The 24507-nt window shown below is 68.3% G+C and carries 24 protein-coding genes; all 24 read right to left on the bottom strand.

Features of this window, described 5'->3' with window-relative positions; genetic code table 11:
- Positions 1–31: 31 nt before the first annotated feature.
- The 24 genes from G503_RS0108445 to ftsY all read right to left on the bottom strand — a co-directional run bounded on the left by G503_RS0108445 (position 32) and on the right by ftsY (position 24503).
- Entirely contained in the window at positions 32–322 is a 291-nt protein-coding gene (locus tag G503_RS0108445; protein WP_028027238.1) for a hypothetical protein, read from the bottom strand.
- 275 nt (positions 323–597) lie between these two features.
- On the bottom strand, positions 598–1056 hold the full coding sequence (locus G503_RS0108450) for a deoxycytidylate deaminase (protein ID WP_028027239.1): 459 nt from the start codon (positions 1054–1056) through the stop codon (positions 598–600).
- Between the two features lie 26 nt (positions 1057–1082).
- Positions 1083–1721: a uracil phosphoribosyltransferase gene (upp, locus tag G503_RS0108455; protein WP_028027240.1), complete on the bottom strand. Its 639-nt coding sequence runs from the start codon at positions 1719–1721 to the stop codon at positions 1083–1085.
- 186 nt (positions 1722–1907) lie between these two features.
- Positions 1908–3164, bottom strand: a complete 1257-nt coding sequence (gene glyA / locus G503_RS0108460) for a serine hydroxymethyltransferase (protein WP_028027241.1) — start codon at positions 3162–3164, stop codon at positions 1908–1910.
- A gap of 15 nt (positions 3165–3179) precedes the next feature.
- Positions 3180–3614: a ribose 5-phosphate isomerase B gene (gene rpiB / locus G503_RS0108465; RefSeq protein ID WP_028027242.1), complete on the bottom strand. Its 435-nt coding sequence runs from the start codon at positions 3612–3614 to the stop codon at positions 3180–3182.
- 368 nt (positions 3615–3982) lie between these two features.
- Entirely contained in the window at positions 3983–5473 is a 1491-nt protein-coding gene (gene glpK, locus G503_RS0108470; RefSeq protein WP_028027243.1) for a glycerol kinase GlpK, read from the bottom strand.
- Positions 5470–6465 carry an alpha/beta fold hydrolase gene (locus G503_RS14455; RefSeq protein WP_035022512.1) on the bottom strand — a complete coding sequence of 332 codons (996 nt, stop codon included), beginning with the start codon at positions 6463–6465 and terminating at the stop codon, positions 5470–5472. The genes glpK and G503_RS14455 overlap by 4 nt, the downstream gene beginning before the upstream one ends.
- Complete coding sequence (locus G503_RS0108480) at positions 6462–7115, bottom strand: L-threonylcarbamoyladenylate synthase (protein WP_028027244.1); 654 nt, start codon at positions 7113–7115, stop codon at positions 6462–6464. Before G503_RS0108480 ends, G503_RS14455 begins: the two co-directional genes overlap by 4 nt.
- Positions 7112–8791, bottom strand: a complete 1680-nt coding sequence (locus G503_RS0108485; RefSeq protein WP_028027245.1) for an NAD(P)/FAD-dependent oxidoreductase — start codon at positions 8789–8791, stop codon at positions 7112–7114. Before G503_RS0108485 ends, G503_RS0108480 begins: the two co-directional genes overlap by 4 nt.
- The gene (locus G503_RS0108490) at positions 8788–10140 is read right to left on the bottom strand and encodes an NAD(P)/FAD-dependent oxidoreductase (protein ID WP_028027246.1); all 1353 of its coding nucleotides are present in this window, start codon (positions 10138–10140) and stop codon (positions 8788–8790) included. Before G503_RS0108490 ends, G503_RS0108485 begins: the two co-directional genes overlap by 4 nt.
- A gap of 93 nt (positions 10141–10233) precedes the next feature.
- Positions 10234–12315 carry a glycine--tRNA ligase subunit beta gene (glyS, locus tag G503_RS0108495; RefSeq protein WP_028027247.1) on the bottom strand — a complete coding sequence of 694 codons (2082 nt, stop codon included), beginning with the start codon at positions 12313–12315 and terminating at the stop codon, positions 10234–10236.
- Between the two features lie 3 nt (positions 12316–12318).
- Positions 12319–13293: a glycine--tRNA ligase subunit alpha gene (locus tag G503_RS0108500; protein WP_028027248.1), complete on the bottom strand. Its 975-nt coding sequence runs from the start codon at positions 13291–13293 to the stop codon at positions 12319–12321.
- 48 nt (positions 13294–13341) lie between these two features.
- A complete protein-coding gene (gene lepB, locus G503_RS0108505; RefSeq protein WP_028027249.1) occupies positions 13342–13914 on the bottom strand; it encodes a signal peptidase I in 573 nt (190 codons plus the stop codon).
- A 124-nt stretch (positions 13915–14038) separates the two neighbouring features.
- Positions 14039–14920: a tRNA (guanosine(37)-N1)-methyltransferase TrmD gene (gene trmD / locus G503_RS0108510; RefSeq protein WP_028027250.1), complete on the bottom strand. Its 882-nt coding sequence runs from the start codon at positions 14918–14920 to the stop codon at positions 14039–14041.
- A 36-nt stretch (positions 14921–14956) separates the two neighbouring features.
- Positions 14957–15481 carry a ribosome maturation factor RimM gene (locus G503_RS0108515; protein ID WP_028027251.1) on the bottom strand — a complete coding sequence of 175 codons (525 nt, stop codon included), beginning with the start codon at positions 15479–15481 and terminating at the stop codon, positions 14957–14959.
- Positions 15482–15736, bottom strand: a complete 255-nt coding sequence (locus tag G503_RS0108520) for a KH domain-containing protein (RefSeq protein WP_028027252.1) — start codon at positions 15734–15736, stop codon at positions 15482–15484. It lies immediately after the preceding gene.
- 3 nt (positions 15737–15739) lie between these two features.
- Positions 15740–15985: a 30S ribosomal protein S16 gene (gene rpsP / locus G503_RS0108525; RefSeq protein WP_028027253.1), complete on the bottom strand. Its 246-nt coding sequence runs from the start codon at positions 15983–15985 to the stop codon at positions 15740–15742.
- Between the two features lie 121 nt (positions 15986–16106).
- Entirely contained in the window at positions 16107–16745 is a 639-nt protein-coding gene (locus tag G503_RS14460) for an ABC transporter ATP-binding protein (RefSeq protein ID WP_051191069.1), read from the bottom strand.
- The gene (locus G503_RS14465) at positions 16739–17776 is read right to left on the bottom strand and encodes an ATP-binding cassette domain-containing protein (protein ID WP_051191070.1); all 1038 of its coding nucleotides are present in this window, start codon (positions 17774–17776) and stop codon (positions 16739–16741) included. The genes G503_RS14460 and G503_RS14465 overlap by 7 nt, the downstream gene beginning before the upstream one ends.
- 51 nt (positions 17777–17827) lie before the next feature.
- Positions 17828–18691 (bottom strand): ABC transporter permease, encoded by an 864-nt coding sequence (locus tag G503_RS0108540; RefSeq protein WP_035022516.1) that lies wholly within the window; start codon positions 18689–18691, stop codon positions 17828–17830.
- Positions 18688–19797: an ABC transporter permease gene (locus G503_RS14470; protein ID WP_084636455.1), complete on the bottom strand. Its 1110-nt coding sequence runs from the start codon at positions 19795–19797 to the stop codon at positions 18688–18690. Before G503_RS14470 ends, G503_RS0108540 begins: the two co-directional genes overlap by 4 nt.
- A 106-nt stretch (positions 19798–19903) precedes the next feature.
- A complete protein-coding gene (locus tag G503_RS0108550; protein ID WP_235715530.1) occupies positions 19904–21553 on the bottom strand; it encodes an ABC transporter substrate-binding protein in 1650 nt (549 codons plus the stop codon).
- 136 nt (positions 21554–21689) lie between these two features.
- Positions 21690–23108, bottom strand: coding sequence for a signal recognition particle protein (gene ffh, locus G503_RS0108555; RefSeq protein WP_028027256.1), 1419 nt, complete (start codon positions 23106–23108; stop codon positions 21690–21692).
- A gap of 30 nt (positions 23109–23138) precedes the next feature.
- Positions 23139–24503 carry a signal recognition particle-docking protein FtsY gene (gene ftsY / locus G503_RS14475; protein ID WP_235715531.1) on the bottom strand — a complete coding sequence of 455 codons (1365 nt, stop codon included), beginning with the start codon at positions 24501–24503 and terminating at the stop codon, positions 23139–23141.
- Positions 24504–24507: the final 4 nt, after the last annotated feature.

Below are 24507 nucleotides of genomic sequence, written 5' to 3' on the forward strand. Positions count from 1 at the left end.
TTGCTCTCCCCTCGTTAATCCGAGTGCTTACTTACTTGTCTCCACGCTTGAAGATGCCGTTCCGGTAAACGACGAACGCAATGGTCGCACCGAGGAACACCACAGCTTCAGCGATAGCGAACCCTACGAGACCGTCCCGTGCCCACACCGCGCACAAAAGAAGGCCGACCACCAGGACGACCAACGAGACGGATACGCCACCGAGGCCGTAGAGCCCCAAGGACAACGTACTTGTAGATGGATGCTTGCGAGCGAGGCGAAAAGAAAGGAACAGCGGTGCAAACCCCAGGAAGCCCACGAGAGCCCCGAGAACGATCAGCATGGGTCGCCAACCCCTTTCACCATAGCCAGCCAGCAATACGCTTTAGAAGCGAGGAGATTGTAACAAGCATTGCCCGAGGCGCTTCTCGGTTAAGGAGAAATGAGCGGGGTTTTTCCGTGAGTGGTTAACAGTTTGGAAAAGGCTGGAAACGGGCGCGCCGCCCGAGGAAGGGCGGCGCGTTGGGGCTCGGTTGGAGGGCGGTGAGGCACCGCGAGGGCGACAGACGCAACGGCCCCCGGCCCGAGAACTCAGGTCGGGCAGCGTCGATGCGGGCCCTACTCCCCCGTGTACTCGCGGACGAGGATGCCGGATTCGGCGAGAAGCTGCTGGGAGAGCTCGTCGGGATACGGGTTCTGGTACACGATCTCCTTGATGCCGGCGTTGATGAGCATCTTGGCGCACACCACGCAGGGCTGGGTGTTCACGTAGATGGTGGCACCGTCGATATCGGTGCCGAAGCGGGCCGCCTGGATGATGGCGTTCTGCTCAGCGTGCAGGCCGCGGCAGATTTCGTGGCGCTGGCCGCTCGGCACGCCGAGCTGCTGACGCAGACACCCGGTCTCGGAGCAATGGGCGAGCCCGGTGGGCACGCCGTTGTAGCCCGTGGCCAGAATGCGGCGGTCCTTCACGATGATAGCCCCCACCCCGCGGCGCAAACATGTGGTGCGCTCGGCCACCTGGTTGGCCAGGCCCATGAAGTACTCGTCCCAGCTGGGACGGTTATCTGCTGACATTGGTACTCCTTCCCATCGCGCCCCTGCTACTTCGTGCCGAAGATGCGGTCGCCGGCGTCGCCGAGGCCGGGCACGATATAGGCGCGGTCGTTCAGCCCCTCGTCGATGGAGCAGGTGTAGATACGCACGTCGGGATCGGCCTCAAGCACCGCCTCGATGCCCTCGGGCGCGGCCACGAGCACCATGAGCTTGATGTTCTTCACGCCTTGCTTGCGCAGGTACTGGATGGCCGCCACGGCCGAGCCGCCGGTGGCGAGCATCGGGTCCACTACGAGCACGTCGCGCTGATCGATGCTGTCGGGCAGCTTCGCGTAGTACTCGTGGGGCTCGTGGGTCTCGGGATCGCGGTACATGCCCAGATGACCCACGAAGGTGGAGGGCATAAGCTCCTGCAGGCCGTCCACCATGCCCAGCCCGGCGCGCAGGATGGGCACGATCACCATCTTCTTGCCCGCCACCTGCTTGCAGTCGGCCGTGCAGATGGGGGTCTCCACCTTCACGTCCTCCAGGGCCAGATCGCGCGTGGCCTCGTAGCCCTCGAACAGGGCCAACTCGCGCACGAGCTGGCGGAAGTCCTTGGAGGAGGTGTTCTTGTTGCGCAGCTTCGACAGCTTGTGCTGCACCATGGGATGATCGATGACGACGACGCGGTCGTTGTACTCCATAACGCGCTTCCTTTCGTGTGGATCGAGAAGGCAGTCCCGCCGGGGAAGGGCCCCGCGACGGCTCATGCTCGGGCAGGTCCTCGCTTTCGGAAATATTGGTGTGGAGATTTTACCCCAATATTTCCGAGTCTGCGGAATCTGCGCGCGAACCGTCGCCGGGCCCTTCCCCTGCTCTCACTTTATTGTCTAGTACTCCAGTCCCGGATACAGCGGGTGGGCGTCCAGCAGGGCGTTCACGCGGCGGCGCACATCGGCGAGCTTGGCCTCGTCGGCGGCGTTGAACACCGTGGTGGCGATGAGCTGGCCCACCTCGTAGAAGTCCTCGGCGGTAAATCCACGGGTGGTGGCCGCGGCGCTTCCCACGCGGATGCCGCTCGTCACGAAGGGCGAGCGCTGCTCGTTGGGAATGGAGTTCTTGTTCGCCGTGAGCCCCACGCTCTCCAGCAGCTTCTCGGCGTCCTTGCCGGTGATGTCGGAGGCGGTGAGGTCCACCAGGCACAGGTGGTTGTCGGTGCCGCCGGACACCAGGCGCAGGCCGCCGTCGATCATGCCCTGACCGAGGGTGCGGCAGTTCTCCACCACGTGCTCCATATAGGTGCGGTATGCAGGGCGCAGGGCCTCGCCGAAGGCCACGGCCTTGCCGGCGATGACGTGCATGAGCGGGCCGCCCTGGGCGCCGGGGAAGATGGCCTTGTTAATCTTGGCCCCCAGCTCGTCGGAGTTGGTGAGGATGAAGCCGCCGCGCGGGCCGCGCAGGGTCTTGTGGCTCGTGGAGGTGACGATGTCGGCATGGGGCACCGGGCTCGGGTGCAGGCCCGCGGCCACGAGACCGGCGATGTGGGCCATGTCCACCATGAGGTAGGCGCCCACGGAATGGGCGATCTCGGCCATGCGCTCGAAGTCGATGAAGCGCGGGTAGGCCGAGGCGCCGGCCACGACCACCTTCGGGCGGCACTCCTTGGCGATGCGCTCCACCTCGTCGTAGTCGATGACCTCGGTTTCCGGGTCCACGCCGTAGGAGACGATGTGGTACAGCAGCCCCGAGAAGTTCACCGGGCTGCCGTGGGTGAGGTGGCCGCCGTGATCGAGGCTCATGCCGAGCACCGTGTCACCGGGCTCGATGATGGAAAGATAGGCGCCGAAGTTCGCGCTGGCGCCGGAGTGGGGCTGCACGTTGGCGTACTTCGCGCCGTACAGCTCGCAGGCGCGATCGCGGGCCAGATCCTCCACCATATCGACCTTCTCGCAGCCGCCGTAATAGCGACGGCCCGGGTAGCCCTCGGCGTACTTGTTGGTGAGCACGCTGCCCACGGCCTCCATCACGGCGCGGGAGGTGAAGTTCTCTGATGCAATGAGCTCCACCGAACCGCGCTGGCGCGCCAACTCGGCCCGCAGGCACTCGGTTACCTGAGGGTCTTCCCCGGCGAGAAATTCCAAAGCCATCTATCGTCTCCTTTGTTAATCGAGGGCCATGATCTTTTCGACGCGGCCGGCGTGGCGGCCGCCGCCGAAGTCGGTAGCGAGGAACGTGTCGAGAATGCGCTCGTTTTCCTCCAGCGGCACGAAGCGGCCGGAAAGCGTGATGACGTTCGCATCGTTGTGCTCGCGGCACAGGGCGGCGAACTCGGAGGTGATGATGTTGGCGGCGCGCACGCCCGGCACCTTGTCGGCGGCCATGGCCATGCCGATGCCCGTGCCGCACACCAGCACGCCGTAGTCAGTGGCGCCCTCGGCCACATCCCGGGCCACCGGCACCGCATAGTCGGGGTAGTCCACGCGGTCGTCGCTATCGGGGCCGCGGTCGATGACCTCGATGCCCTTCCCCAACAGGTAGTCCACGAGGGCCTGCTTCTGCTCGAAACCGGCATGATCGCTTCCGATGCTCACGCGCATGGGCCTTGTCCTTTCCGTCGCTTGGGCACAACGCATCCATTGTAGGCCCTCGCCCGCGCCCGCAACCCCTCGCTCACGCTTTCCGCACCAAATCAAGAGGGATGGGCGATGCGAAGCGTGGCGCCGACAGAATGAAGGCTTGTCGGTGAAACGAGCCAGAACTGCAGCGAATCCCGAGTTATGAGCGTCTCGAAGCATTACATATAACGATAATCGCAATTTTGTAGCTCCCGAGTCCCGCTTTTAGCGAAACAGACGCTCATAAATGGCGATCTCGTACAATATGGGCCCCGTTCGTCGACCGAATGCAACGGTCACCTTCCGAAACTGGGCCGCATGCGCCGAAAACCGAGCCGCGGCGACCGAACTCAGCTGCGCACGCGGGCCACCGCCTCGCGCCAGCGGGTCATGAGGGACGTGCGCATCGCTTCGTCGAAAGTGGGCAGGAAACGCTCCTCCCCCTCTCGCAGAGCCGAAAGCGCCGCCGTGTCGGGCCAGAAACCCGTGGCCAGACCCGCCAGGAAGGCCGCGCCCAGAGCCGTGGTCTCGGCGTTGGCGGGGCGGCGCAGCGACACGCCGAGCATGTCGGCCTGGAACTGCAGCAGGAAGTCGTTGGCCGCCGCGCCCCCGTCCACGTTCAGCACCGACAACGGCACACCGGCGTCCTCGGTCATGGCCTGCACCAGATCGCACACTTGGTAGGCCAGCGACTCCAGCGCCGCTCGCACGATGTGCGCCCGTCCGGCCCCGCGGGTGAGCCCCAGGATGGCGCCCCGGGCATCGGCGTCCCACCAGGGCGCCCCCAGACCCGTGAAGGCCGGCACCACGACCACGCCCTCGGTGCTCGGCACGCTGCGGGCGACAGCGCCGGCCTCTGCCACGTTCTCCAGGATGCCCAGCTCATCGCGCAGCCACTGGATGAGGGCCCCGGCCACGAACACGCTGCCCTCTAAGGCGTACTCGGTGCCCGCCGTGCCGGGGGCCGAGGCGGCCACGGTGGTGAGCAGGCCCTTGGTGCTCGCGCAGGCCTCATGACCCGTGTGCATGAGCAGAAAGCAGCCGGTGCCGTAGGTGTTCTTCGCCTGACCCGGCTCGAAGCAGCATTGGCCGAACAGGGCCGCCTGTTGGTCGCCGGCCACGCCGCGGATGGGAATACCCTGCACGAGACCGGGATTCGCCGTCACGCCGAAGTCCCCGGCCGAGGGGCGCACCTCGGGCATGAGGGAGGCGGGGATGCCGAAGAGCTCCAGCAGATAGGGATCCCAGCACCCCTCGTGGATGTTGTAGAGCATGGTGCGGCTCGCGTTGGTCACGTCGGTGGCGTGCACGGCCCCGTAGGTGAGCTTCCAGATGAGCCAGCTGTCGACGGTGCCGAAGGCCAGTTCGCCGCGCTCGGCCCGCGCCCGGGCCCCGGGCACCTCCCCTAAGATCCAGGCGATCTTGCTCGCCGAGAAATAGGCATCGGGCACAAGCCCCGTGCGAGCCGTGATCTCGGCGGCCACCACCGGATCGCTCGCAAGGGCCTCCACCATGGGAGCCGTGCGCCGGCATTGCCACACAATGGCGTTCGCGATGGGCTCGCCGGTGGCACGGTCCCACACCACGGTGGTCTCGCGCTGGTTGGTGATACCGACCGAATCGATATCGGCGGGGTCCACGCTGTAGGTGAGCAAGAGCTCGGTCAAGGCGCCCAGCTGGGACGACAGAATGTCATGGGGATCGTGCTCCACCCAACCCGGCTGCGGATACAGCTGCGGAAAGGGCCTCTGCACGCTTCCGGCGACCCGGCCCTCCCGATCGATGAGCATGGCCCGAGACGACGTAGTACCTTGATCGAGCGCGATGACGTACTTCTTCATGAGCGTTCCCCGATCCACTCCAAGACGAAGTCGTACACTTCCTCCTTGCCGATCTCATTCAAGATCTCATGGCGCATACCCGGGAAAAGTCTCAGCGTCACGTCCCTGCCGCCGGCGGCCTCCATGGCCTCGGCGGCCCGGGCCACGCCGCGGCCGCAATTTCCCACCGGGTCAGCATCGCCGGCCACGAAGAGCAGGGGCACCTCGTGAGGCGTGGCCCGGTAGGCCGCGGGGCTGTTGGCGCGAGCGGCCAGCTCGGTCAAGGTGGCGTAGGCACCGGCCGAGAACATGAAGCCCGCGCGCTCGTCGGCGATGAAGGCGTCCACGACCGCCGGGTCGCGGGAGAGCCAGTCGAAGGGCGTGCGCGCGTCCTTCACCTGATGGCTGTAGGCGCCGTCGGCCAGGCCGTGCAGAAGCTTGCTTTTATAGTCGGCCCCGCGCACCTTGACGATGGCGCGGGCGAGCACGTTGCCCGTCGCGGCCACGACCTCGGGCTGGTTGGCCGTGCCGCAGAGGACGGCTCCGGCAAGCCCCTTCCCGAAGCGCGGCAGGTAGTTGCGCAGTACGAGGGAGCCCATGGAGTGCCCGAACATGAAGTAGGGCACCTCGGCCGCCACCTGCTGGCTCACGAGCAGGCGCAGCGACTGCACATCGGCCACGAGCGCGTCGCCGCCGTGCACCGGGTGCATGCGCCCGCGGTGGGCCGCCGTGGGAGCCGTGTCGCCATGGCCCACATGGTCGTGGCCGCACACCAGGTAGCCGGCGCCGGCGAGGAAGCGGGCAAAGTCGTCGTAACGGTCGATATGCTCGGCCATGCCGTGGATGAGCTGCACCACGCCCCGCGGACGGAAGGCCCCGGGAGCCCCGGTGCGGCCCGCAGCGCGATCCTCCTCCATCGAGGCGGGAATCCACAGCACAGCCCGCACCTCACTGACCCCATCGGCCGAGGGGAAGGTGAAATCAGTACGGCCGGCAACGGCACAAACGGTCATGAGCGGCATCCTTTCAAATCGTCGAGTCCCAAAGCGCCCTGGCGCAGGATAACGGGCTTCTCCCCCGTGCAATCGACCACGGTGGAGGCCACACTGGACGGTGCCGAGGCGTGGGCAGCGAAAGCAGAACCGGGCGCAGCGACGGTCGCGGCGCCGGCGGCTTCACCTCGGTAGAGGCCCGCGGTACGGTCGACCAAAGCCGTATCCAAATGCTCGAGCGCGCCCGTGTCGGGACAGCCCGAGCGGTTGGCCGAGGTCACGGCCAGAGGCGCTCCCACGGCGCGCAGCAGATCGAGGGCGGCATCGCAGGCGGGCATGCGCAGGCCGATCGTGCCCGCCGCCGAGCGGAAGCCCGGAGGCACCGCGTCGGAGGCCGGCACCACCAAAGTGAGCCCTCCAGGCCAGAAGCGCTCGGCGAGACCGCGGGCCCAGGCGGGCACGGCGCGACCGTAGCGGTCCAGCTCATCGGTGCTGGCCACGAGCCAGGCCACGGGCTTGCCGGCCGGGCGCCCCTTCAGGCGGAACAGCGCCGTCGGATCGTCCACGGCGCCCACGGCCACGCCCACCCCGTAGACGGTATCGGTGGGAAGCACCACGGCCTCGCCGCGAGCCAGGGCCGCGGCGGCCTGCTCTCGATCGAGCATCCTCATCGCGCACCCTCCCGGTAGGCGATCGCCACAGCCTCGGCCACGCGCAGGCCGTCCACGGCCGCGCTCATGATACCGCCGGCATAGCCCGCCCCCTCGCCGCAGGGGTACAGCCCCGAAGCGGCATCGGCCGCCGGGTCCCCCGCGGCCCCTTCGGCGCGCTGCGCCTGGAAGCGGCCGTCGCGCACCAGGCGCACGGGGCTGGAGCTGCGGGCCTCCACGGCGGTCATCACCGCTCCGGGATGGGCGAAGCCGGCCAGCTTGCGGTCGAGCAAGGGCAGCGCCTCGGCCAGGGCATCGGTCACGAGGGGCGGCAGGCAGTCGCGCAGGTCGCACCAGGCCACGCCCCGCGGGTACGTGGGCTCAACGAGGGCGCTCGGCGATGCCGCGGTACCGCCGAGGAAGTCCCCCACGGTCTGGGCGGGCGCAGTGTAGGGGGCACGGCCGCCCTCGCCCGCTCCTTGACCCGCGGCGAAGGCCGCCCGCTCCAAGGCGCGCTGGAACGCGACGCCCTCCAGCGGGTCGTCGCCGGGCAGGTCGTCGGGCCTTACCTCCACGAGCAGGGCCGCATTGGCGTTGGCCCCATCGCGGGCATGGCGGCTCATGCCGTTCACGCACAGGCCACCCTCCTCGCTGGCCGCGGCCACCACTTCCCCGCCGGGGCACATGCAGAAACTGTACACCCCGCGGCCATCGGCGGTCTTCACGGCCAGCTTGTAGTCGGCCGCGCCCAAAGCCGGATGTCCCGCGGCCGAACCGTACTGGGACCGGTTCACCAGCGCCTGGGGGTGCTCGATGCGCACGCCCACGGCAAAGGGCTTGCGCTCCAGGGCGAATCCGCGATCGCGCACGAGCGCGAAGGTGTCGCGGGCCGAGTGTCCGCAAGCGAGCACCACCGCGCCCGTGGATACATCCGTCTTCGCGCCCGTGGCCTCGTCGGTCAGCGTCGCGCCCACCACGCGGCCTTCTTCCACGCGCAGGTCGGTCAGGCGCGTGCGGAAGCGCACCTCGCCGCCGGCCGCGATGATAGCCTCTCGCAGGCGGCGCACCACCCCCACCAGCAGATCGGTGCCGATGTGGGGCTTCGCGTCCACGAGGATGTCGGCCGGGGCGCCCGCCTCCACGAAGGCCTCCAGCACATGGCGGATGTGAGGGCTCTTGATGCCCGTGTTCAGCTTGCCATCGGAGAACGTGCCCGCCCCGCCCTCGCCGAACTGGATGTTCGTGATCGTGTCCAAAGAACCTCCCGCGGCGAAGGCCCCAACGGCAAGCACGCGCTCGTCCACCGCCGCGCCCCGCTCCACCACGAGCGGTCGCAGCCCGGCCCGCGCCAGGTACAGGGCGCAGAACAGACCGGCCGGCCCCGTGCCCACCACCAGCGGCCGCGGCTCGGCAGGACCGATCGAGGGCACCTTCAGAGGCGCGGTCGGCTCGTAGGGCCGCACCGTCACGCCCCGCGCAGGACTGGGCGCCGCATCCCCGGCCAGGGCCACGGCAACGGTGACCACCCCGTGGACCTGCGCCTTCTTCCGCGCGTCCACCGACCGCTTCAGCAGGGCGATCTCCGTCACCATCGCAGGCCTCACACCCAGAGCCCGCGCCACTTCGCGCCGCCGCAGCGACGCGTTCTCGGGCAGCAGGGCATCCAGGGACACCGACACATTCGAAGCCTGGATCATCGCGCCCTCTCCTTCGATTCGGGCCGCCCCGCCATCCGCGCCACGGCGGCGCGACCGGCAAGCAGCCCCGAGGCCCAGGCCCAGTGGAGGTTGTAGCCGCCGCAGGGAGCATCCACATCGAGGGCCTCCCCCACGACGAACAGCCCCGGCACGGCGACAACCGCGCAAGTGGCAACATCAACGGCGGACGCCCGAAGGCCGCCGCGGTGCACCTGGCATTGACGCGGGTCGCCCAGGCCCGTCACCGGCAGGCGCAGCCCCTTCAGCACCGCCGCCATCGCGGGCACCTCGCCGGTCGCCACAGGTGCGCCCCCGCGCAGCCCCGCCGCATCGAGCAGCACCTCGGCCACGGGGCCCAGCACCATGCCGCGCAGCATATCGTCCCAGGTAGCCGCCCGGCCGAGCACCGCATCCAAGCGACAGCATCGCTCCCGCAGGAAATCCGCCATGGCAGCGGCCTCAACGGCGGGCACGAAGTCCACGGCCAACACGTCGCCCGGTTGGGCCAGACGGCTCAGATTGAAGGCGGCGATGCCCGACACGCCGTACTTGCGGAACATCACCTCGCCCGGCTCGCGGGCCCGAAGCGCGTCGTCGCGGCGCAGCTCCAGCACCCCGCGCACGCGGATGTTGTCCAGGCGGCGGCACCAGCGCGCCTCGGTGGCCAGCGGGCCCAAAGTGGGCTGCGGCGGTGCCACCGGAAGCTCGGCGGGCAGAAGGCCGGCGGGCAGCGCGCCGCCCACGGCCACGATCACCGCAGCGGCCCGCTCGAGGCGGCCGTCGGCCAGACGCAGGGTGAAGGGCCTCCCCGCCCCGCGCGGCGGTTCCACGGCGGCCACGGCAATGCCGCAGCGCTCCTGCGCCCCCACAGCGGCCGCGGCGGCGCGCAGAACGTCCAGCACCGAAGTGGCCTTGTTCGCCAGCGGGTACAGGCGTCCCTCGCTCTCCCGGCGCCACAGAAGCCCGTGATCGGCGAAGAACCGCAGCACGGCATTGGACGAGCCCGCGCCAGCACCCGCAGCGCCGCTCGCGCCCGCCGCTGCCCCGGCCGCACCGTCCGCCGCGGCACCAGCCTCCGGCGCCGGCGCATCCGCCGCGCCCGCTACCTCTTCCAGCGCCTCCAGCGCCGCGGCCACGAACGCCCCGTTGCGGTAGCGCGCCGCATCCACCACGGCATTCGAGAAGTTGCAGCGCCCGTTGCCCGTGGCCAAGATCGAGCGGCCCACGCGGTCGGAGGCCTCGTACACCACCACGCGCACGGCACAACCCCGGGCCCGAGCCGCTTCCCCGGCGGCAACGGCGGCCGCAAGCCCCGCCGCACCGCCGCCTATGATTGCAATCGTTTCCATGGCCCCAGTATAGAAGAAAAGCGGCCCTCGCAAGAGAGCCGCCTTCAAATGACAGACATTTCGCCAGCCGCCGCGCGGGCGGAGCCGGCGCGCCTACTTCTTCGCCATCTGACCGAAGTCGGCCACGTGGGCGAACACGTTGGCGAAGCGGTTCAGCAGCTTCAGGCGCGTCTCGCGCACCGCCGCGTCCTCGTCCATGACCATGGTGGTCTCGAAGAAGCGATCCACCGGCGCGCGCAGGGCGGCCAGAGCCTCGAGCGCATCGGCGAAGCGGTCCTCGCGCAGGGCGGTCGCCACGGCCTCCTCGGCCACCACGATGGCCTCGGACAGGGCGCACTCCACCTCGGAGAGATCGGCGACCTTGTAGCCGCAGCCCAGCTTCTGATCGCGCAGGTTGTTGGCGCGGGCGAAGGCGATGGCCAGATCGGCGAAGGTGTCGGGCTGCTCGGTGCGGGCGGCCTCCAGGGCGCGGGCGCGGGCGGCCAGCACCATGGGCTCCTCGATACGTGAGGCCAGCACCGCGTCGATGGTGTCGGCCTTCACGCCCCCGTCGCGCAGGACCACCTTCTCGCGGGTGATGAAGAAGTCGATGATCTCCCGGCGCACCACGGCGTTGTCAAATTCCAACCCCGCCTCTCGATAGATGATGAGGGAGCCGTCGATGGCCTCCACCAAGTTGATGCCGATGCCCGTCTCCAAAATGGCCAGCACGCCCAGGGCGGCGCGGCGCAGGGCGAAGGGGTCCGACGAGCCGGTGGGCGAGGCGCCCACGGCGAACAGGCCGCAGATGGTGTCCAGCTTGTCGGCCAGGGCCACCACCTGCCCCACCACGTCGGCGGGGATGGCATCGCCGGAGAAGCGCGGGCGGTAGTGCTCGGCGATGGCGCGGGCCACGCGCTCAGGCTCGCCGGAGGCCGTGGCGTAGTAGCTGCCCATGATGCCCTGGACGCTCGTGAACTCGACGACCGCGCCCGTGACCAGGTCGGCCTTGGCCAGGTAGGCGGCCCGTGCGATGTCGTGCATCTCCTCGGGGGCCAGCCCCGCCTGGGCCACCAGGCGCGCCGACAGCTTCACCACGCGCTCGGTCTTGTCGCGCATCGTGCCCAGGGTCTCTTGGAACACCACCTCGTCCAGACGGCTCACGTAGGCCTCCAGGGGCTGCTTCAGATCTTCCTCGTAGAAGAACTTCGCGTCGTAGAGGCGGGCGGCCACCACGCGCTCGTTGCCGTCCACGATGGTGGCCTCGTGGGCCGGGTCGCCGTTGGATACGATGATGAACTTGTTCGTCAGCTTACCGCCGTCGTACAGCGGGAAGTAGCGCTGGTGCATGAGCATGGCGTCCACGATGATCTCCTCGGGCACCTTGAGGAATTCCTCGTCGAAGGTGCCCACCATCACCGTAGGGTACTCGGACAGGTTGATGACCTCGGTCAGGGTCTTGGCGGGCAGCTCGGCGGTGTATCCAGTGGCCGCCTCGGCCGCCGCCACACCCGCACGAATGCGGGCCTCGCGGGCCGCCTGGGTAGGCACCACGTACGCGCCCTCCACCACGGACACCAGGTCATCGGCGCAGGACACCGTATGGGGGCCGGGGGCCAGGAAACGGTGGCCGCGGGTGGTGTTGCCCGCCACAAGCCCGGCGTACTGGACGGGAATCACCTCGTCGCCGAGCAGGGCCACCAGCCAGCGCACCGGGCGCGAGAACATCTCGCGGGTGGTGCCCCAGCGGCAGGACTTCGGCCAGCTGATGCCGTCGATGATGCCGCGCAGCACCTCGGGCAAAAGCGCCGCCACGCTCTGGGCGGCCACGCTGCGCACGGCGTACACGTACTCGGTGCCGTTCTCGTCGCGGCGCTCAAGGGCGTCCACGTCAAGCCCCTTGCCGCGGGCAAATCCGATGGCGGCCTTGGTGGGGTTGCCGGCCTCATCGAAGGCGATCTTGGCGGCCGGGCCGCGGAAGACCTCCTCTAAGGCCTCGGTCTCGGCGGCCACATCGGCCACCACGGCGATAAGCCGGCGCGGGCTCGTGTAGATGGCCACCTCCCCGTGGGGGATGCGCACGGCATCCAGGGACGCCGGCACCAGCTCGGCCAACTGCTCGGTGGCGCGCTTCAGGTCAAAGGCGGGAATCTCCTCGGTGCCGATCTCGAAGGCGAGGGTGCGGATGTCGGCCATGATTTAAGCCTCCTTCTTCTCGGCGGCGCCAGGGGCCGCGTCGGCGTCTTCGGCTTCCACGTCGGACACCTTCATGCCCACGACGTTTTCCATATACGAGGCGCAGCAGGCCTTGGCCAGCGTGCGCACGCGCAGGATGTAGGCCATGCGCTCGGTGGCCGAGATGACGCCGCGAGCGTCCAGCAAGTTGAAGGCGTGGCAGCACTTCAGCACCGAATCGTAGGCCGGCAGGGGCAGGTTCGCCTCCAGGGTGCGCAGGCACTCGGCCTCGCGGTCGGCGAATTCCTGGAACAAAAACTCGGTGTCGGCCACCTCGAAGTTATACTTGGAGTACTCGCGCTCGTTCTCCAGGTACACGTCGCCGTAGGTGAACACCACGCCGTCGTCGCCGCGGGCCCACACGATGTCGAACATATTGTCCACGCCCTGGACGAACATGGTGAGCCGTTCCAGACCGTAGGCGATCTCCACGGGCACCGGGTCGCACTCGAAGCCGCCCACCTGCTGGAAGTAGGTGAACTGGGTCACCTCCATGCCGTCGATCCAGATCTCCCAGCCCAGACCCCAGGCGCCCAGCGTCGGGCTCTCCCAGTCGTCTTCCACGAAGCGCACGTCGTGGGCGGCGACATCGATGCCGATGGCCTTAAGGCTTCCCAGGTACAGATCCTGGATGTTCTCCGGCGAGGGCTTGATCAGCACCTGGAACTGGTAGTAGAACTGCCCGCGGTTGGGGTTCTCGCCGTAGCGGCCGTCGGTGGGGCGGCGGCAGCCCTGCACGTAGCAGGTGCGCCAGGTGTCGGGACCGAGCGAGCGCAGCGTGGTGGCCGGGGCGTTGGTGCCGGCGCCCACCTCGTTATCGTAGGGCTGCAGCACCACGCAACCGGTGGATGCCCAGTAGCGCTGCAAGTTCATGATGACGTCTTGGAACGTGGGGGGCTGTTTCTCCCCGCAAGCCGGGGATGCGGTTTCCAGACTCATAGCTCTCCTTCTCCTTTTCCAGAACCAACGAATGAAGCGCGAAGGGGCCTACAGGGGCCCGAGATTGCTCAGCGGCCAGTAGATGAAGATGGCCCGGCCCGTGACGGAGGACTCGCGCACGGCGCCGAAGAACCGGGAGTCCTGGGAATTGGTGCGGTTGTCGCCCATCACCCAGATGCGGCCCTCGGGCACCGTGTAGGGGTAGCTGATGTCGATGCCGGCCATGGGCGTGAGCGCGTAGGACGGCTCGCCGCGCGTGTAGGGCTCGTCCTGCAGCACGTCGTCCACGTAGACGCGGCCGTCGCGCAGATCCACGGTCTGGCCGCCCACGGCGATGACGCGCTTGATGAGGATGCGGCCCGACGACAGCGGATCGGGGTCCTCGAAGGTGACGATGTCGCCGGGGGCCGGGCTGCTGCCGTAGTAGGTGATCTTCTCGGAGAAGACCATGTCGCCGGGCATGATGGTCTCTTCCATGGAGCCCGAGGGAATCTCGTAGGCCTGGAAGACGAAGGTGCGCAGGCCCCAGGACAGCATGACGACCACGAAGATGAGGCCGAGAACGCTCAGCAGCGTGCGCAAGAAGCCCGAAGAGTGAGAAGCATAATCGCGCTCGTGCATGTATGGACCAAACCCTTTCCCCGCCTGCGAATTACCGTGAAAGGCCATGATAGCGCTTCCACCAACGCCCAAGGCCCCCATTCGCAAGACAACAGAAATTTCAGGTCAGCGGAGGGATGGCGGGTCACTGCATCCGGGAATCCAAGAAGGCGCGGTCGGCCTTGGTGAGGTGTCCGGCGGCCTCGAAGGCGGCCAGGAGGTCGGGGCGGCTCTCGGCGGTGCGGGCGAGGCTCTGCTCGCGCCGCCAACGGGCCACAGCGGCGTGGTTGCCCGACAGCAGCACGGGGGGCACCTCCAGGCCGCGGAAGTTCGCGGGGCGCGTGTACTGGGGATATTCCAAAAGCCCGCTCGTGAAGGACTCGTCGATGGGGCCCATCTGCGCCCCCAGCACGCCGGGCAGCTTGCGCACCACGGCGTCGATGACCACCATGGATGCCAGCTCGCCGGAAGTGAGCACGTAATCGCCCAGGGAGATCACATGGTCGGCCAGGGTGTAGACGCGCTCGTCGATGCCCTCGTAGTGGCCGCAGATGAACAGCAGGTGGTCCTCGGCGGCCAACTCAGCGGCATAGCCGTCGTCGAAGGTGCGCCCCTGCGGCGCGAGAAAGACGATCTTGGAGCGCCGCTGCGGCGACTCCCCCGCGGCCGGGGGCGCCGGGCACTCCAATTCGCTCGGGCAGTCCTCGCTCGGCGAAACAGCCCACTGGGCTGTTTCGTTCGCTGCGGAACTCGCTCGGTTGGAGCGCCCGGTGCCCTCTTGGCGCCCAACCTCCGTTGGACCTAAGATCTCCTCCACCGCCTCGAAGATGGGCTCGCACTTCATGACAAGGCCGGCGCCGCCGCCATAGGGGTCGTCGTCGGTAGTGCGGTGGCGATCGTGGGTCCAATGACGCAGATCGTGGGCGCGAAACTCCAAAATGCCCTTCTCCTGGGCGCGCTTCATCATGGACTCGCCCATAACCGAGTCGTACATATGGGGAAAGGTGGAAAGGGTCTCGATGAGCATGGGCATCCTTCGCGTCAGGGTCGAGCGCGCCGCGCCCTAGAGATCGAGCAGGCCGTCGGGGCAGGCAAGCCGAATGAGGCGCGCGTCCTCGTCCACATCTTCAATGAAGGCGTCCACCAAAGGCACCAGCGTCTCGCGGCCGTCGGGGCGGCGCACGCACAGCAGGGGCTGGGTGGCGCGCTCGTCGAGGGAGGCCACCTCCCCCACGTATCCGGCCCGCACGTCTTCCACACGCCAGCCATCCCAATCGGGCAGGGCCTGAGCCTCTTCCAGCACCGAGAGGTCAACGGCGGCCTCGCGCGCCAGGCAGCGGCAACCGGCCAGCAGCTCGGCCGTGGTGAGATCGGCCACCTCGGCGAAGGTGATGAGGGCTTCGTTGTCGGAGAGCTCTTGCACGCTGCTCACGGTCACCCGGCGGGGCGCGTCGATGACCGGGGGCACCAGGGCCACTTCCAGACCCTCGTACAGCAAAATGGGAAGGCCCGACGCACCCCGTGCGACGAGCCCTCCGTTCAAATTCTTCGGTTTCGCCAGATAGGCGATATCGATCCAGCCGCGCATTTAATCGATGAGCTCCACATCGACGAGCTTGCCCGAGCGCGAGGCTGCGGCGCGCGCCAACGTGCGGATGGCCTTGATGACACGGCCCTGACGACCGATGACCTTGCCGGCGTCGCCTTCGGCCACGCGAACCTCCACGACGATGCTGCCGTCCTCGGCCTCGACGGCCGCAACATCCAGCGCGTCGGCGTCCTCAATGAGGGGACGCACGATGGAATCGACGAGACCTGCCAGATCTTCCGTCAGTTCGGCCATGGCTTAAGCGTTCTCGCGGGCAGCCTTGTACAGGCGCTCCACCGTGTCGGTGGGCTGGGCGCCATTGGCCAGCCACTTCTCCATCTTCTCCATGTCGAACTGGATGAGGTGCGGATGGCAGCAGGGATTGTAGCGGCCCACCTCCTCGATGAAGCGGCCGTCGCGCGGAGCGCGGGAATCGGCGGCGACGATACGGTAGTACGGGCGCTTCTTGGCGCCGTGGCGGGCGAGGCGAATCTTGACTGCCATGAAATGGAACTCCTTCTACTGATACTTCTCTATACGCAAGCACTGTTCGCACAGTGCGGCGAAAACAGCAATTGCTTATATTACGGCTTAGATGCGGGTTTGACAAGCGTCCGTCCACGAACTATCCACGGATGGCGTCGGGGGCACCGCATCTATCGCCGCTCAGATCCACCACGCGCGTGGCGATGCGAGCGGAAAGCGCCGGGGAATGGGACACGAACACCATCCCGAGATCGCGGGCGTCGGCCTCGGCGAGCAGCGCCTGCCAGAGGCGCGCCTGGGTCACGGCGTCGAGCATGGTGGATATCTCGTCGGCGATGAGGTAGCGCGGGCGCGCAGCCAGGGCCCGGGCGATGCAGAAGCGCTGCAGCTCGCCACCGGACAGCTCGTGGGGAAAGCGGGTCAGCCAGCGGTCCTGGATGCCGAGCAGCTCCCGCAAGCGCGCCTCCTCTTCGAAAGTCGCCCCCGCCTCGGCCAGCACGGCGTCCATGCGCTGGCGCGGATCCACGGTCATCTCGGGATGCTGGCCTACCAGTTGCACGGGGCAGGCGCCCCGGCGCGGCAGCGGGGCGCCGTCGACGAGCACCTCCCCCGCCCGCGGGCGCTCGTAGCCGGCGAGGATGCGGGCGAGAGTGGTCTTGCCGGCGCCCGAGGGCGCGGCCAGCTGCACCCGCTCGCCCGGGGATACCGCAAGCGAGAAGTCGCGGTAGAGCAGCGGGGCGCCCGGGTAGCCGAAAGCGATGCGGCGGGCCTCTAGCATGGGACGCCCCTTTCAACAGCGGTGTCGGTCACGGCGAAGTCGTGCTCGGGCAGGGCATGCCAGAGCTGACGGCTGAAGGGGTGGGCCAGCAGGGCGGGGTCGGCGAAGGAGGCCACGGCCGTTTCCTCCACCACGGTGCCGTCGCGGAACACCGCTACCCGATCGGCTACGGTGAGGGCCAGCTCGATGTCGTGGGTGATGAGCATGACGCCTCCGCCCCCGTCGGCGAAGGCGCGCAGATCGGCCAGGGCGCGCACGGCCAGATCCAGGTCGAGGCCCGGGGTGGGCTCGTCGGCCACGATGAGCTTCGGGTTCCCCATAAGCGCGCAGCACAGAAGCACGCGCCGGGCCATGCCCCCCGACAGCTCGTGGGGAAACAGCCGCGCCACCCCCTCGTCCAGGCCGTAGCGAGCGAACAGCTCGCGGCGGCGCTCGGCCCGGCGGCGGGCGTCGGCGCGACGGGCGGCGCGACGGCCCCGCGGCGCCCCCTCCACCTGGCGTCCCACCCGCATGAGCGGGTCGAGGCTCGCCACCGACTGGGGCATAAGCGCGATGCCGCGCCCGCGCTCGGCGGCCAGGGCGGCCGCGTCCATGGGCTCCCCGTCGAACCAGATGCGGCCGCGCACGAGGGCATTGGGCTCGAACAGACCGAGCACCGCATCGGCCAGCAGCGTCTTGCCCGAGCCCGAGGCGCCCACCACGGCCACGATCTCGCCCTCGTGCACCGACAGGTTCAACTGGTGGATGACCTCCACCTCCCGCTGGGGCGCCCCCAGGTAGCGGCGCCACGCCGAGGGGCGGCGGCCGGGTGCCTCCTCCGCTTCACCCGCCTTCTCCGTCCGGGCCGCTTCGGCGGCCGTCTCGTCGTACATGCGGAAGGCCACGGAGAGATCCTCCACCGTGAGCAGATGATGGCCGCACCCGTGGCGCGAGTCCGCCGCATGGGAATGGTGGTGGTGCATCGCCGACCTCTGATGGTCGAGGGATTCGTGGGCCTCGGGGACCGCCGGGGCCTCGCGCGGCTCGACCATCGCGCGGGATTTCCGAACCTTAGGGGTCTCGTTCGTCGTTATCGCCTCCCCCTATTCCTGGGCGCGGGCGGGATCGACCAGCTTGCGCAGGCTGGATCCCACGGCATCGAACAGCATGACGCAGATCACGAGGGCCGCTCCGGGAAACACGGCGAGCCACCACAGACCGGCCGAGAGGTACCCCATGGACTCGGACAGGATGATGCCGATGGCCGGCATCTCGGGCGGCAGGCCGAAGCCGAGGAAGGTGATGGCGGCCTCGTGGAGGATGGCGTGGGGGAACAGCAGCACGAGTCCCACCACGAACTGCGGCAGCACATAGGGCAGCATATGGCGCACGGCAATGGCCGCCCGCCCTGCGCCCAGCTGGCGCGCCACGGCCACGAAGCCGGCGCTCTTGCACTGCAGTATCTCGGCCCGCAGGATACGGGCGAGGCTCGGCCAGTGGGTCAGGGCCACGCCGATGGTGACGCCCCAGAAGCCCTTCCCCAGGGCATAGGAGATCAAGATGAGCAGCACGATGTGGGGGATGCCCATCATAAGGTCGGTGAGCCAGCTGACGGCGCCGTCGGCCCAGCGGGGGCCCAGCGCCGCCACAGCGGCCAGCGCAAGGGCGACCAGCGATGAGACCACGGCCGCGCCGAGGCCCACGAGGATGCTCGTGGCCAGGCCGGCCAGGGTGCGCAGGAACATGTCGCGGCCCATCCAGTCGGTGCCGAAGGGGTGCGCCAGGGAAGGCGCCAGGTTCTTCGCCGCGAAATCGGTGGCCTGGGCCGCGGACGACACCGCCAGGCCGGCCGCCACCACCGCGGCCAGCAGCAGCGCGCCGCCCGCGGCCAGGGCGAAGGCCCGACGGCGGTTCGGCAGGCGCCGCGTCCGGGGGGCCGACAGCACAGGGGCCGTCGCATCGGTCATCGCGGGGTCCTTTCGTCGGAGGCGGGCGGGATTGGGGGCGTGGTTTCGACGGCGGAAGCTTCCGGGCTGGCGGACGGGCCGAAGGTCGCCCCTGCGGATGGAACACCCACAGCGGCCGTGGCGCGGGCGAGCTTGCGCACGGGGCGCATGCGCGGGTCTACGAGACCGTAGATGACGTTCGCGGCCAGGTTGCCGGCGAACACGAGGGCAGCCGATACCAGGGCGATGCCGGCCAGCAGGGCCACATCCCCGCCGAGGCCGGCGGTCACGGCGGCCTGGCCCAGGCCGGGATAGCTGAACACCTCTTCCACGAGCACCGAGCCGCCGAATATCTCCGCTATCTGTGCGCATTGCAACGTGAGCGCGGGCAGTACCAAGTTCCGCAACCCGTGGCGCACCATAGCCTGGCCGCGATGCTCCCCCCGAGCCCGGGCGAAGCGCACGTAATCGCTCGCCAGCACGTCGAGGGCCTTGGCCCGGGTGTGCAGGGCCACGTTGGCCACCCCCACCACCGACAGCGTGATGGCGGGCAGGGCCATATGGTGCAGGGCATCGGCGAAGGTGACATCGGCGGCCGCCACGCCCACGGGCACCGAGAAGCCCAGGGGGAACCAGCCGAGCCACACCGAGAACACCATGAGCAGCAAGAGTCCCACCCAGAAGGTGGGCGAGGCGGCCAGGATGAAGCAATATCCCTTCACGAAGCGGTCGATGAGGCGCCCCTCGTTCAGGGCCGCCGCCACGCCGAGGGCGAACCCCAGCATGCCGGAGACCACCCAGGCCGCGGCCATGAGCACAAGCGAGTTGGCCGCCCGTGAGGCGATCACGTCGGCCACGGGCGCGTTGTAGCGCAGCGAGGTGCCCATGTCGCCCTGCAGCAGGCCGCCCGCCCAGGCGATAAACCGCTCGTGCATGGGCGTGTCGGCACCCCACCACGCCGCCAGGGCCGCCCGCTTCTCCTCGCTCATGCCGAGCAGCGCCGCCTGCCCCACATTGGCCTGCAGCGGGTCCACCGGCGACAGGCTCACCAGCGCGAAGGTGACCACGGCCACGGCCAGCAAAAGCAGCGCGAACCGCCCGATCTGCGATGCGATATACTTAACCATCATATATCCCAAAAACTCGATGTCCGCCCAAGGAAGTCAGCGAGATTCCGACAGGCGTCTGTCGGAACCGCAGCGTCGGCGGAGTTAGGAAATGAATCATCATTCCCTAACTCCAAGACCAGCGGTCGATATTGTTCACCAGCGACCAACCGTGGCCGTGGGGGTGGGGCTTCTGCTCGGCCACGGCCAAACCCTCCCGCTCGAAGTAGAGATGGTCCACGTTGGCGAGCCACACCCAGGTGGCGGCGCCCTTGGGAGCCACGCCGGTCTCCGTAGCGGCGTCCCACTGGGCCGCCTGGTAGAAGGGATAGGACTCCTCCACGGTGCGGGCCGCCTGAGCTGCCTCCAAATTCGCGTCCACTGTGGCATCGACGTACTGGGCGTAATTGCCCCAACCCTCAGAGTAGGCCAGTTCGAACAACTCTACCGGCGAGTTCGATCCCCAGCCCCACAGCACCGGATCGGCGTACTGGCGCAGGTAAATGTCATCCCAGCTGGCCCCCTTGGGCGTCACCTCGATGCCAAGGGCGGCGCACTGATCGGCGAAATCGTAGGCCAGGGCCTGGCGGGTCGAGTCGCCCGCCGCATAGTACAGGTCGAAGGCGCAGGGCACCCCGTCGCGAGCGCGCACGCCCTCGCCGTCCCGTCGCCAGCCGGCCTCGTCCAGCAGGCGCTCGGCAGCAGCAACGTCGGTGGCCACTTCCATGGCCTCGCTCGACCAGGGCATGCCGTCGCTCACGGAATAGGCCGGCCGGCCGAAGCCCCCCAGCACGCGCTCGATCATGGCGATGCGGTCGATGCCGTAGTTCAGGGCACGGCGCACGGAAAGGTCGCAGGTGACGTCGTTGCCGCCCTCGTAGACCATATCTCCGTCCACCACCACGTCGGTGCCCGCCGGGTGACACGGCAGGGAGATGCCACGGGAGTCCACCGAGGCGCAGTTCAGCAGCGCATACCCCGCCGGCACCGCCCCGGCGAGCGCCGCCGAGGTGTAGGCCACGTCCGCCAAGCCCGAGCTCGCCGCGGCCAGGGAGGCGTCTTCTTCCATGAACAGCACCACCACGCGCTCGATGAGCGGCGCCTCGCCGTAGTAGTCGGGATTCGCCCGCAAAATCACCTGCTGGCCCCGGTCCCACTGCTCCAGCATATAGCGGCCGCTGCCGATGGGATGCTCTCCGTAGTCGGGCCCGTAGGCGTGGGCCGGCACAATGCCCACCACGGCCAAGGTGTACAGCAGGGCGTTGTTCGGGCGAACCAGGGAAAGCTCGCAGGTCACCCCGTCGATGGCCCGAGCCTCGCGCACGCAGGACAAATCGGCCTCGGCCGCTTCCCCGTTCACGATGCCGTTGATGGTAAAGGCCACGTCCTCGGCCGTCAGCGGCATGCCGTCGGTGAAGGTCACATCGTCGCGGATGACGAAGGTCCAGGTGAGGCCATCCTCGGAACAGCCGTAGTCCACGGCCAGGTCGTTCACGAAGTTCAGGTCGTTGTCCGTGGCGATGAGAGTGGACTGGATGAGCGGCTCGTGCACGTGCTCGCCGGCGCCCCAGCCCAAAAGCGGGTTGAATCCCGCCGCCGGCTCAGAGGACGGGGTCATGGTCACGACCACCTGGCTCTCCCCGTTCGGACCGGCACCCGCGGCACCGCTCGTCGCCGGCACCCCGGCACCCGCGCAGCCCGCCAAGAGCGCTGATGCGCCCCAAGCCCCCGCCGCGCACGCCGCGATGCCCATGAAGTCTCGTCTCGTCAGAGTCACCGTCACTCCTCCCGCTGGTGTTACATCTTATCAATGCGTAACAATACCACAGCGATACCGGCGGTGTTACGATATTCCTATTCGTGTTCAGAACGGACCCCGAACGGCGCGCCCATTGCTGCGCCCGCGGGACACGCTACTGTCCCATCATGTCCTGGATCTTCTTCAGGTCCTTCATGGACATGCCGCCCATGCCGGGGATGCCCAGGCGACGGCGCTTGCCCTTGCCCTTCTTCCCCTTCTTGCCGCGACCGGCGCCAGCGGCATCCATGCCGGCGGTGGCCTGCTTGAACATCTTCTTCGTCTCGTTGAACTTCTTCATCATCTGGTTCACGTCGGTCACCGTGACGCCGGCGCCCCTGGCGATGCGGGCACGGCGACTGCCGTTGAGCAGCTCGGGCTTGGCGCGCTCGGCCTTGGTCATGGAGTTGATGATCACCTCCATGGCGTCAAGCGCCCCCTCATCCACCTGCCCCGAGCCCAAGGCCTTGTCGCCGCCGGGCAGGGCCGAGACCAGCTTCGACACGCCGCCCATCTTGCGCACCTGGCGGTTCATGGTCACAAAGTCGTCCAGGGTGAGAGTGCCGCGCATGAGGCGCTCGGCCTCCATCTCCTCTTCCTCGGCCTCGTGCATGCGCACGGCGTTCTCGATGAACGACACCACATCGCCCATGCCCAAAATGCGCTTGGCCATGCGGTCGGGATGGAACTGCTCGAGGGAATCAGGCTTCTCGCCGGAGGAAATGAACTTGATGGGCTTGCCCGTCACCTCGCGGATGGACAGGGCGCCGCCGCCGCGGGCGTCGCCGTCCATCTTCGACATGATGACGCCGTCGAAGTCCACGGCGCTCGCGAAGGCCTCCACCACGTTCACCACGTCCTGGCCGGTCATGGCGTCCACCACCATGAGGATCTGGTCGGGCCTCACCGCTTCTTTGATGGCCTGGGCCTCGGCCATCATGTCGTCATCCACATGCAAGCGGCCGGCCGTGTCGATGATGACCACGTCGCGCAAGTTGTCGATGGCGTCCTGGATGCCCTCTTTGGCGATGCGCACCGGGTCGGTGCCGTCGCCGCGGTACACGCGCACGCCGATCTCGTCGCCTAAAGTCTGCAGCTGGTCAGCCGCGGCGGGGCGGTACACGTCGCCGGCGATGAGCAGCGGAGAGTGATTCTCCTGCTTCAGGCGATAGGCCAGCTTGGCCGCCGCCGTGGTCTTGCCCGAGCCCTGCAGGCCCACGAGCATGATGACGTTGGGGATGCGGCTGCCCAGCACGAGACGCGAATCGGTGCGGCCCAAAAGCTCGGTCAGCTCGTCCAGCACGATCTTCACGACGTTTTGGGCCGGCGTGAGCGAGTCGAGCACCTCGGCCGTCAGGCAGCGCTCCTTCGTGCGGGCGACGAAGTTCTTCACCACCTTGAAGTTCACATCGGCCTCCAGAAGAGCCAGGCGGATCTCGCGCATGGCGGTGTTGATGTCGTCCTCGGTCAGACGGCCCTTGGACCGCAGGCCGGAGAAGATGCCCTGAAGGCGTTCGGAAAGGTTCTCAAGCATGGGTATCGATTCCTTCTCTACTTCTGTCTGCTATTCGAAGAAGCGCTTCCAAAAGCCCCTTTTCTCGGGTTCGGGGGCGGCTTCGGGTTCGGGCCCGGTTTCGGTGTCGTCGGCGGCCAGGGCCAGTTCGGCCAGCTCGTCGTCGGTGAAGGGGGCCTCATCATCGTCCTCATCCTCCGCCACGATGGTCTCGTCGGTGCGATGGCCCAGAGCGGCCTCGAGGATGTCGGCATCGGTCGGCTCTTCGGCAGCCTCCACAACTGCTTCGGCGAAGGCCTCCTCCACATCGCCCTGCTCGTCAAGAACAGGGGCAGCCTCGAATGCGGCCGTCTCGAGCGAGGCGGTCTCGGGCACAGCGTCGGCTTCGGAGCCGGACGCCTCGGCAGGCGCCCCCTCCAGCACGTCGCGGCGACGCTCGCCGGCCGTGACGGCCGCCTCCTTGGCGTTCTCGCCGCGCAGGCCATCCTCGGCGGCATCGAAGCGCTCGTCGAAGGTGCCCACGAGGGCGCCGGCGAACTCATGGGGGTCGAAGTCGCGCAGATCGTCGATGCCCTCGCCCACGCCGATCTTGATGATGGGCAGTTCCAGCTCGTGGCTCACGGCAAGGGCAATGCCCCCCTTGGCGGTGCCGTCCAGCTTGGTGACCACCAGTGCGTCCAGATCAAGGGCGCGGTTGAACTCACGGGCCTGGGTCAGGCCGTTCTGCCCCGTGGTCGCATCGATGACGAGCACCGTGTACACGGGCAGCTTCGCGCGCTTCCGCACCACGTTCACCACTTTCTCCAGCTCGCGCATGAGATCGGCGGAGGTGTGCAGGCGCCCGGCCGTGTCGATGAGCACCAGATCGGCCCCGCTGGCCTCGGCCCGCTCCAGGGTGTCGTAGCACACGCTGGCCGGATCGGCCCCGCGCTCGCGGGTGACCATCTCCACGCCGGCGCGACGCGCCCACACCTCCAGCTGCTCGATGGCGGCGGCGCGGAAGGTGTCGGCCGAGCCCAGGATGACCGCGCGGCCCTCGTCGGTGGCGGCCTTGGCCAGCTTGCCCACGGTGGTGGTCTTGCCCGTGCCGTTGATGCCCACGAACAGCACCACGGCCGCATCGCCGCCGAGGATGTCGGCGCCGCCCTCGGTGAAGGTGGCGGCGATCTCGTCGTTCAGCAGATCGAGCACCGCGTAGGCATCGGGCAGGGCCCGGCGCGTGGCCAAATCGCGCAGACGCTCCACGATGTCGGCCGCCGCAGCCCCGCCCACGTCCGACAGGATGAGCGTCTCCTCCAGCCCCTCCCAGAACTCCTCGTCCAGATCGGGGCCGCGGTCGAGCAGGACGTTCATCGACTCCTTGAATTTATGGCGCGAGCGGCTCAAGCCATCGCTGATACGATCGAACAAGCCCATGGGG

Source organism: Adlercreutzia mucosicola DSM 19490, from assembly GCF_000422625.1.
GTDB classification, from domain to species: domain Bacteria; phylum Actinomycetota; class Coriobacteriia; order Coriobacteriales; family Eggerthellaceae; genus Adlercreutzia; species Adlercreutzia mucosicola.

Coding starts and splice junctions, on each gene's coding strand:
- glpK (WP_028027243.1), bottom strand. CDS start 5,473: ATGAAGAAGTACGTCATCGCGCTCGATCAAGGTACTACGTCGTCTCGG.
- G503_RS0108540 (WP_035022516.1), bottom strand. CDS start 18,691: ATGACCGATGCGACGGCCCCTGTGCTGTCGGCCCCCCGGACGCGGCGC.
- rpiB (WP_028027242.1), bottom strand. CDS start 3,614: ATGCGCGTGAGCATCGGAAGCGATCATGCCGGTTTCGAGCAGAAGCAG.
- G503_RS0108480 (WP_028027244.1), bottom strand. CDS start 7,115: ATGAGGATGCTCGATCGAGAGCAGGCCGCCGCGGCCCTGGCTCGCGGC.
- G503_RS0108515 (WP_028027251.1), bottom strand. CDS start 15,481: ATGCGCGGCTGGATCGATATCGCCTATCTGGCGAAACCGAAGAATTTG.
- ffh (WP_028027256.1), bottom strand. CDS start 23,108: ATGCTTGAGAACCTTTCCGAACGCCTTCAGGGCATCTTCTCCGGCCTG.
- G503_RS0108485 (WP_028027245.1), bottom strand. CDS start 8,791: ATGATCCAGGCTTCGAATGTGTCGGTGTCCCTGGATGCCCTGCTGCCC.
- glyA (WP_028027241.1), bottom strand. CDS start 3,164: ATGGCTTTGGAATTTCTCGCCGGGGAAGACCCTCAGGTAACCGAGTGC.
- lepB (WP_028027249.1), bottom strand. CDS start 13,914: ATGCACGAGCGCGATTATGCTTCTCACTCTTCGGGCTTCTTGCGCACG.
- ftsY (WP_235715531.1), bottom strand. CDS start 24,503: ATGGGCTTGTTCGATCGTATCAGCGATGGCTTGAGCCGCTCGCGCCAT.
- G503_RS0108520 (WP_028027252.1), bottom strand. CDS start 15,736: ATGGCCGAACTGACGGAAGATCTGGCAGGTCTCGTCGATTCCATCGTG.
- G503_RS0108450 (WP_028027239.1), bottom strand. CDS start 1,056: ATGTCAGCAGATAACCGTCCCAGCTGGGACGAGTACTTCATGGGCCTG.
- glyS (WP_028027247.1), bottom strand. CDS start 12,315: ATGGCCGACATCCGCACCCTCGCCTTCGAGATCGGCACCGAGGAGATT.
- G503_RS14465 (WP_051191070.1), bottom strand. CDS start 17,776: ATGGTCGAGCCGCGCGAGGCCCCGGCGGTCCCCGAGGCCCACGAATCC.
- G503_RS14460 (WP_051191069.1), bottom strand. CDS start 16,745: ATGCTAGAGGCCCGCCGCATCGCTTTCGGCTACCCGGGCGCCCCGCTG.
- trmD (WP_028027250.1), bottom strand. CDS start 14,920: ATGCTCATCGAGACCCTTTCCACCTTTCCCCATATGTACGACTCGGTT.
- G503_RS14455 (WP_035022512.1), bottom strand. CDS start 6,465: ATGACCGTTTGTGCCGTTGCCGGCCGTACTGATTTCACCTTCCCCTCG.
- rpsP (WP_028027253.1), bottom strand. CDS start 15,985: ATGGCAGTCAAGATTCGCCTCGCCCGCCACGGCGCCAAGAAGCGCCCG.
- G503_RS0108500 (WP_028027248.1), bottom strand. CDS start 13,293: ATGAGTCTGGAAACCGCATCCCCGGCTTGCGGGGAGAAACAGCCCCCC.
- upp (WP_028027240.1), bottom strand. CDS start 1,721: ATGGAGTACAACGACCGCGTCGTCGTCATCGATCATCCCATGGTGCAG.
- G503_RS14470 (WP_084636455.1), bottom strand. CDS start 19,797: ATGGTTAAGTATATCGCATCGCAGATCGGGCGGTTCGCGCTGCTTTTG.
- G503_RS0108490 (WP_028027246.1), bottom strand. CDS start 10,140: ATGGAAACGATTGCAATCATAGGCGGCGGTGCGGCGGGGCTTGCGGCC.
- G503_RS0108445 (WP_028027238.1), bottom strand. CDS start 322: ATGCTGATCGTTCTCGGGGCTCTCGTGGGCTTCCTGGGGTTTGCACCG.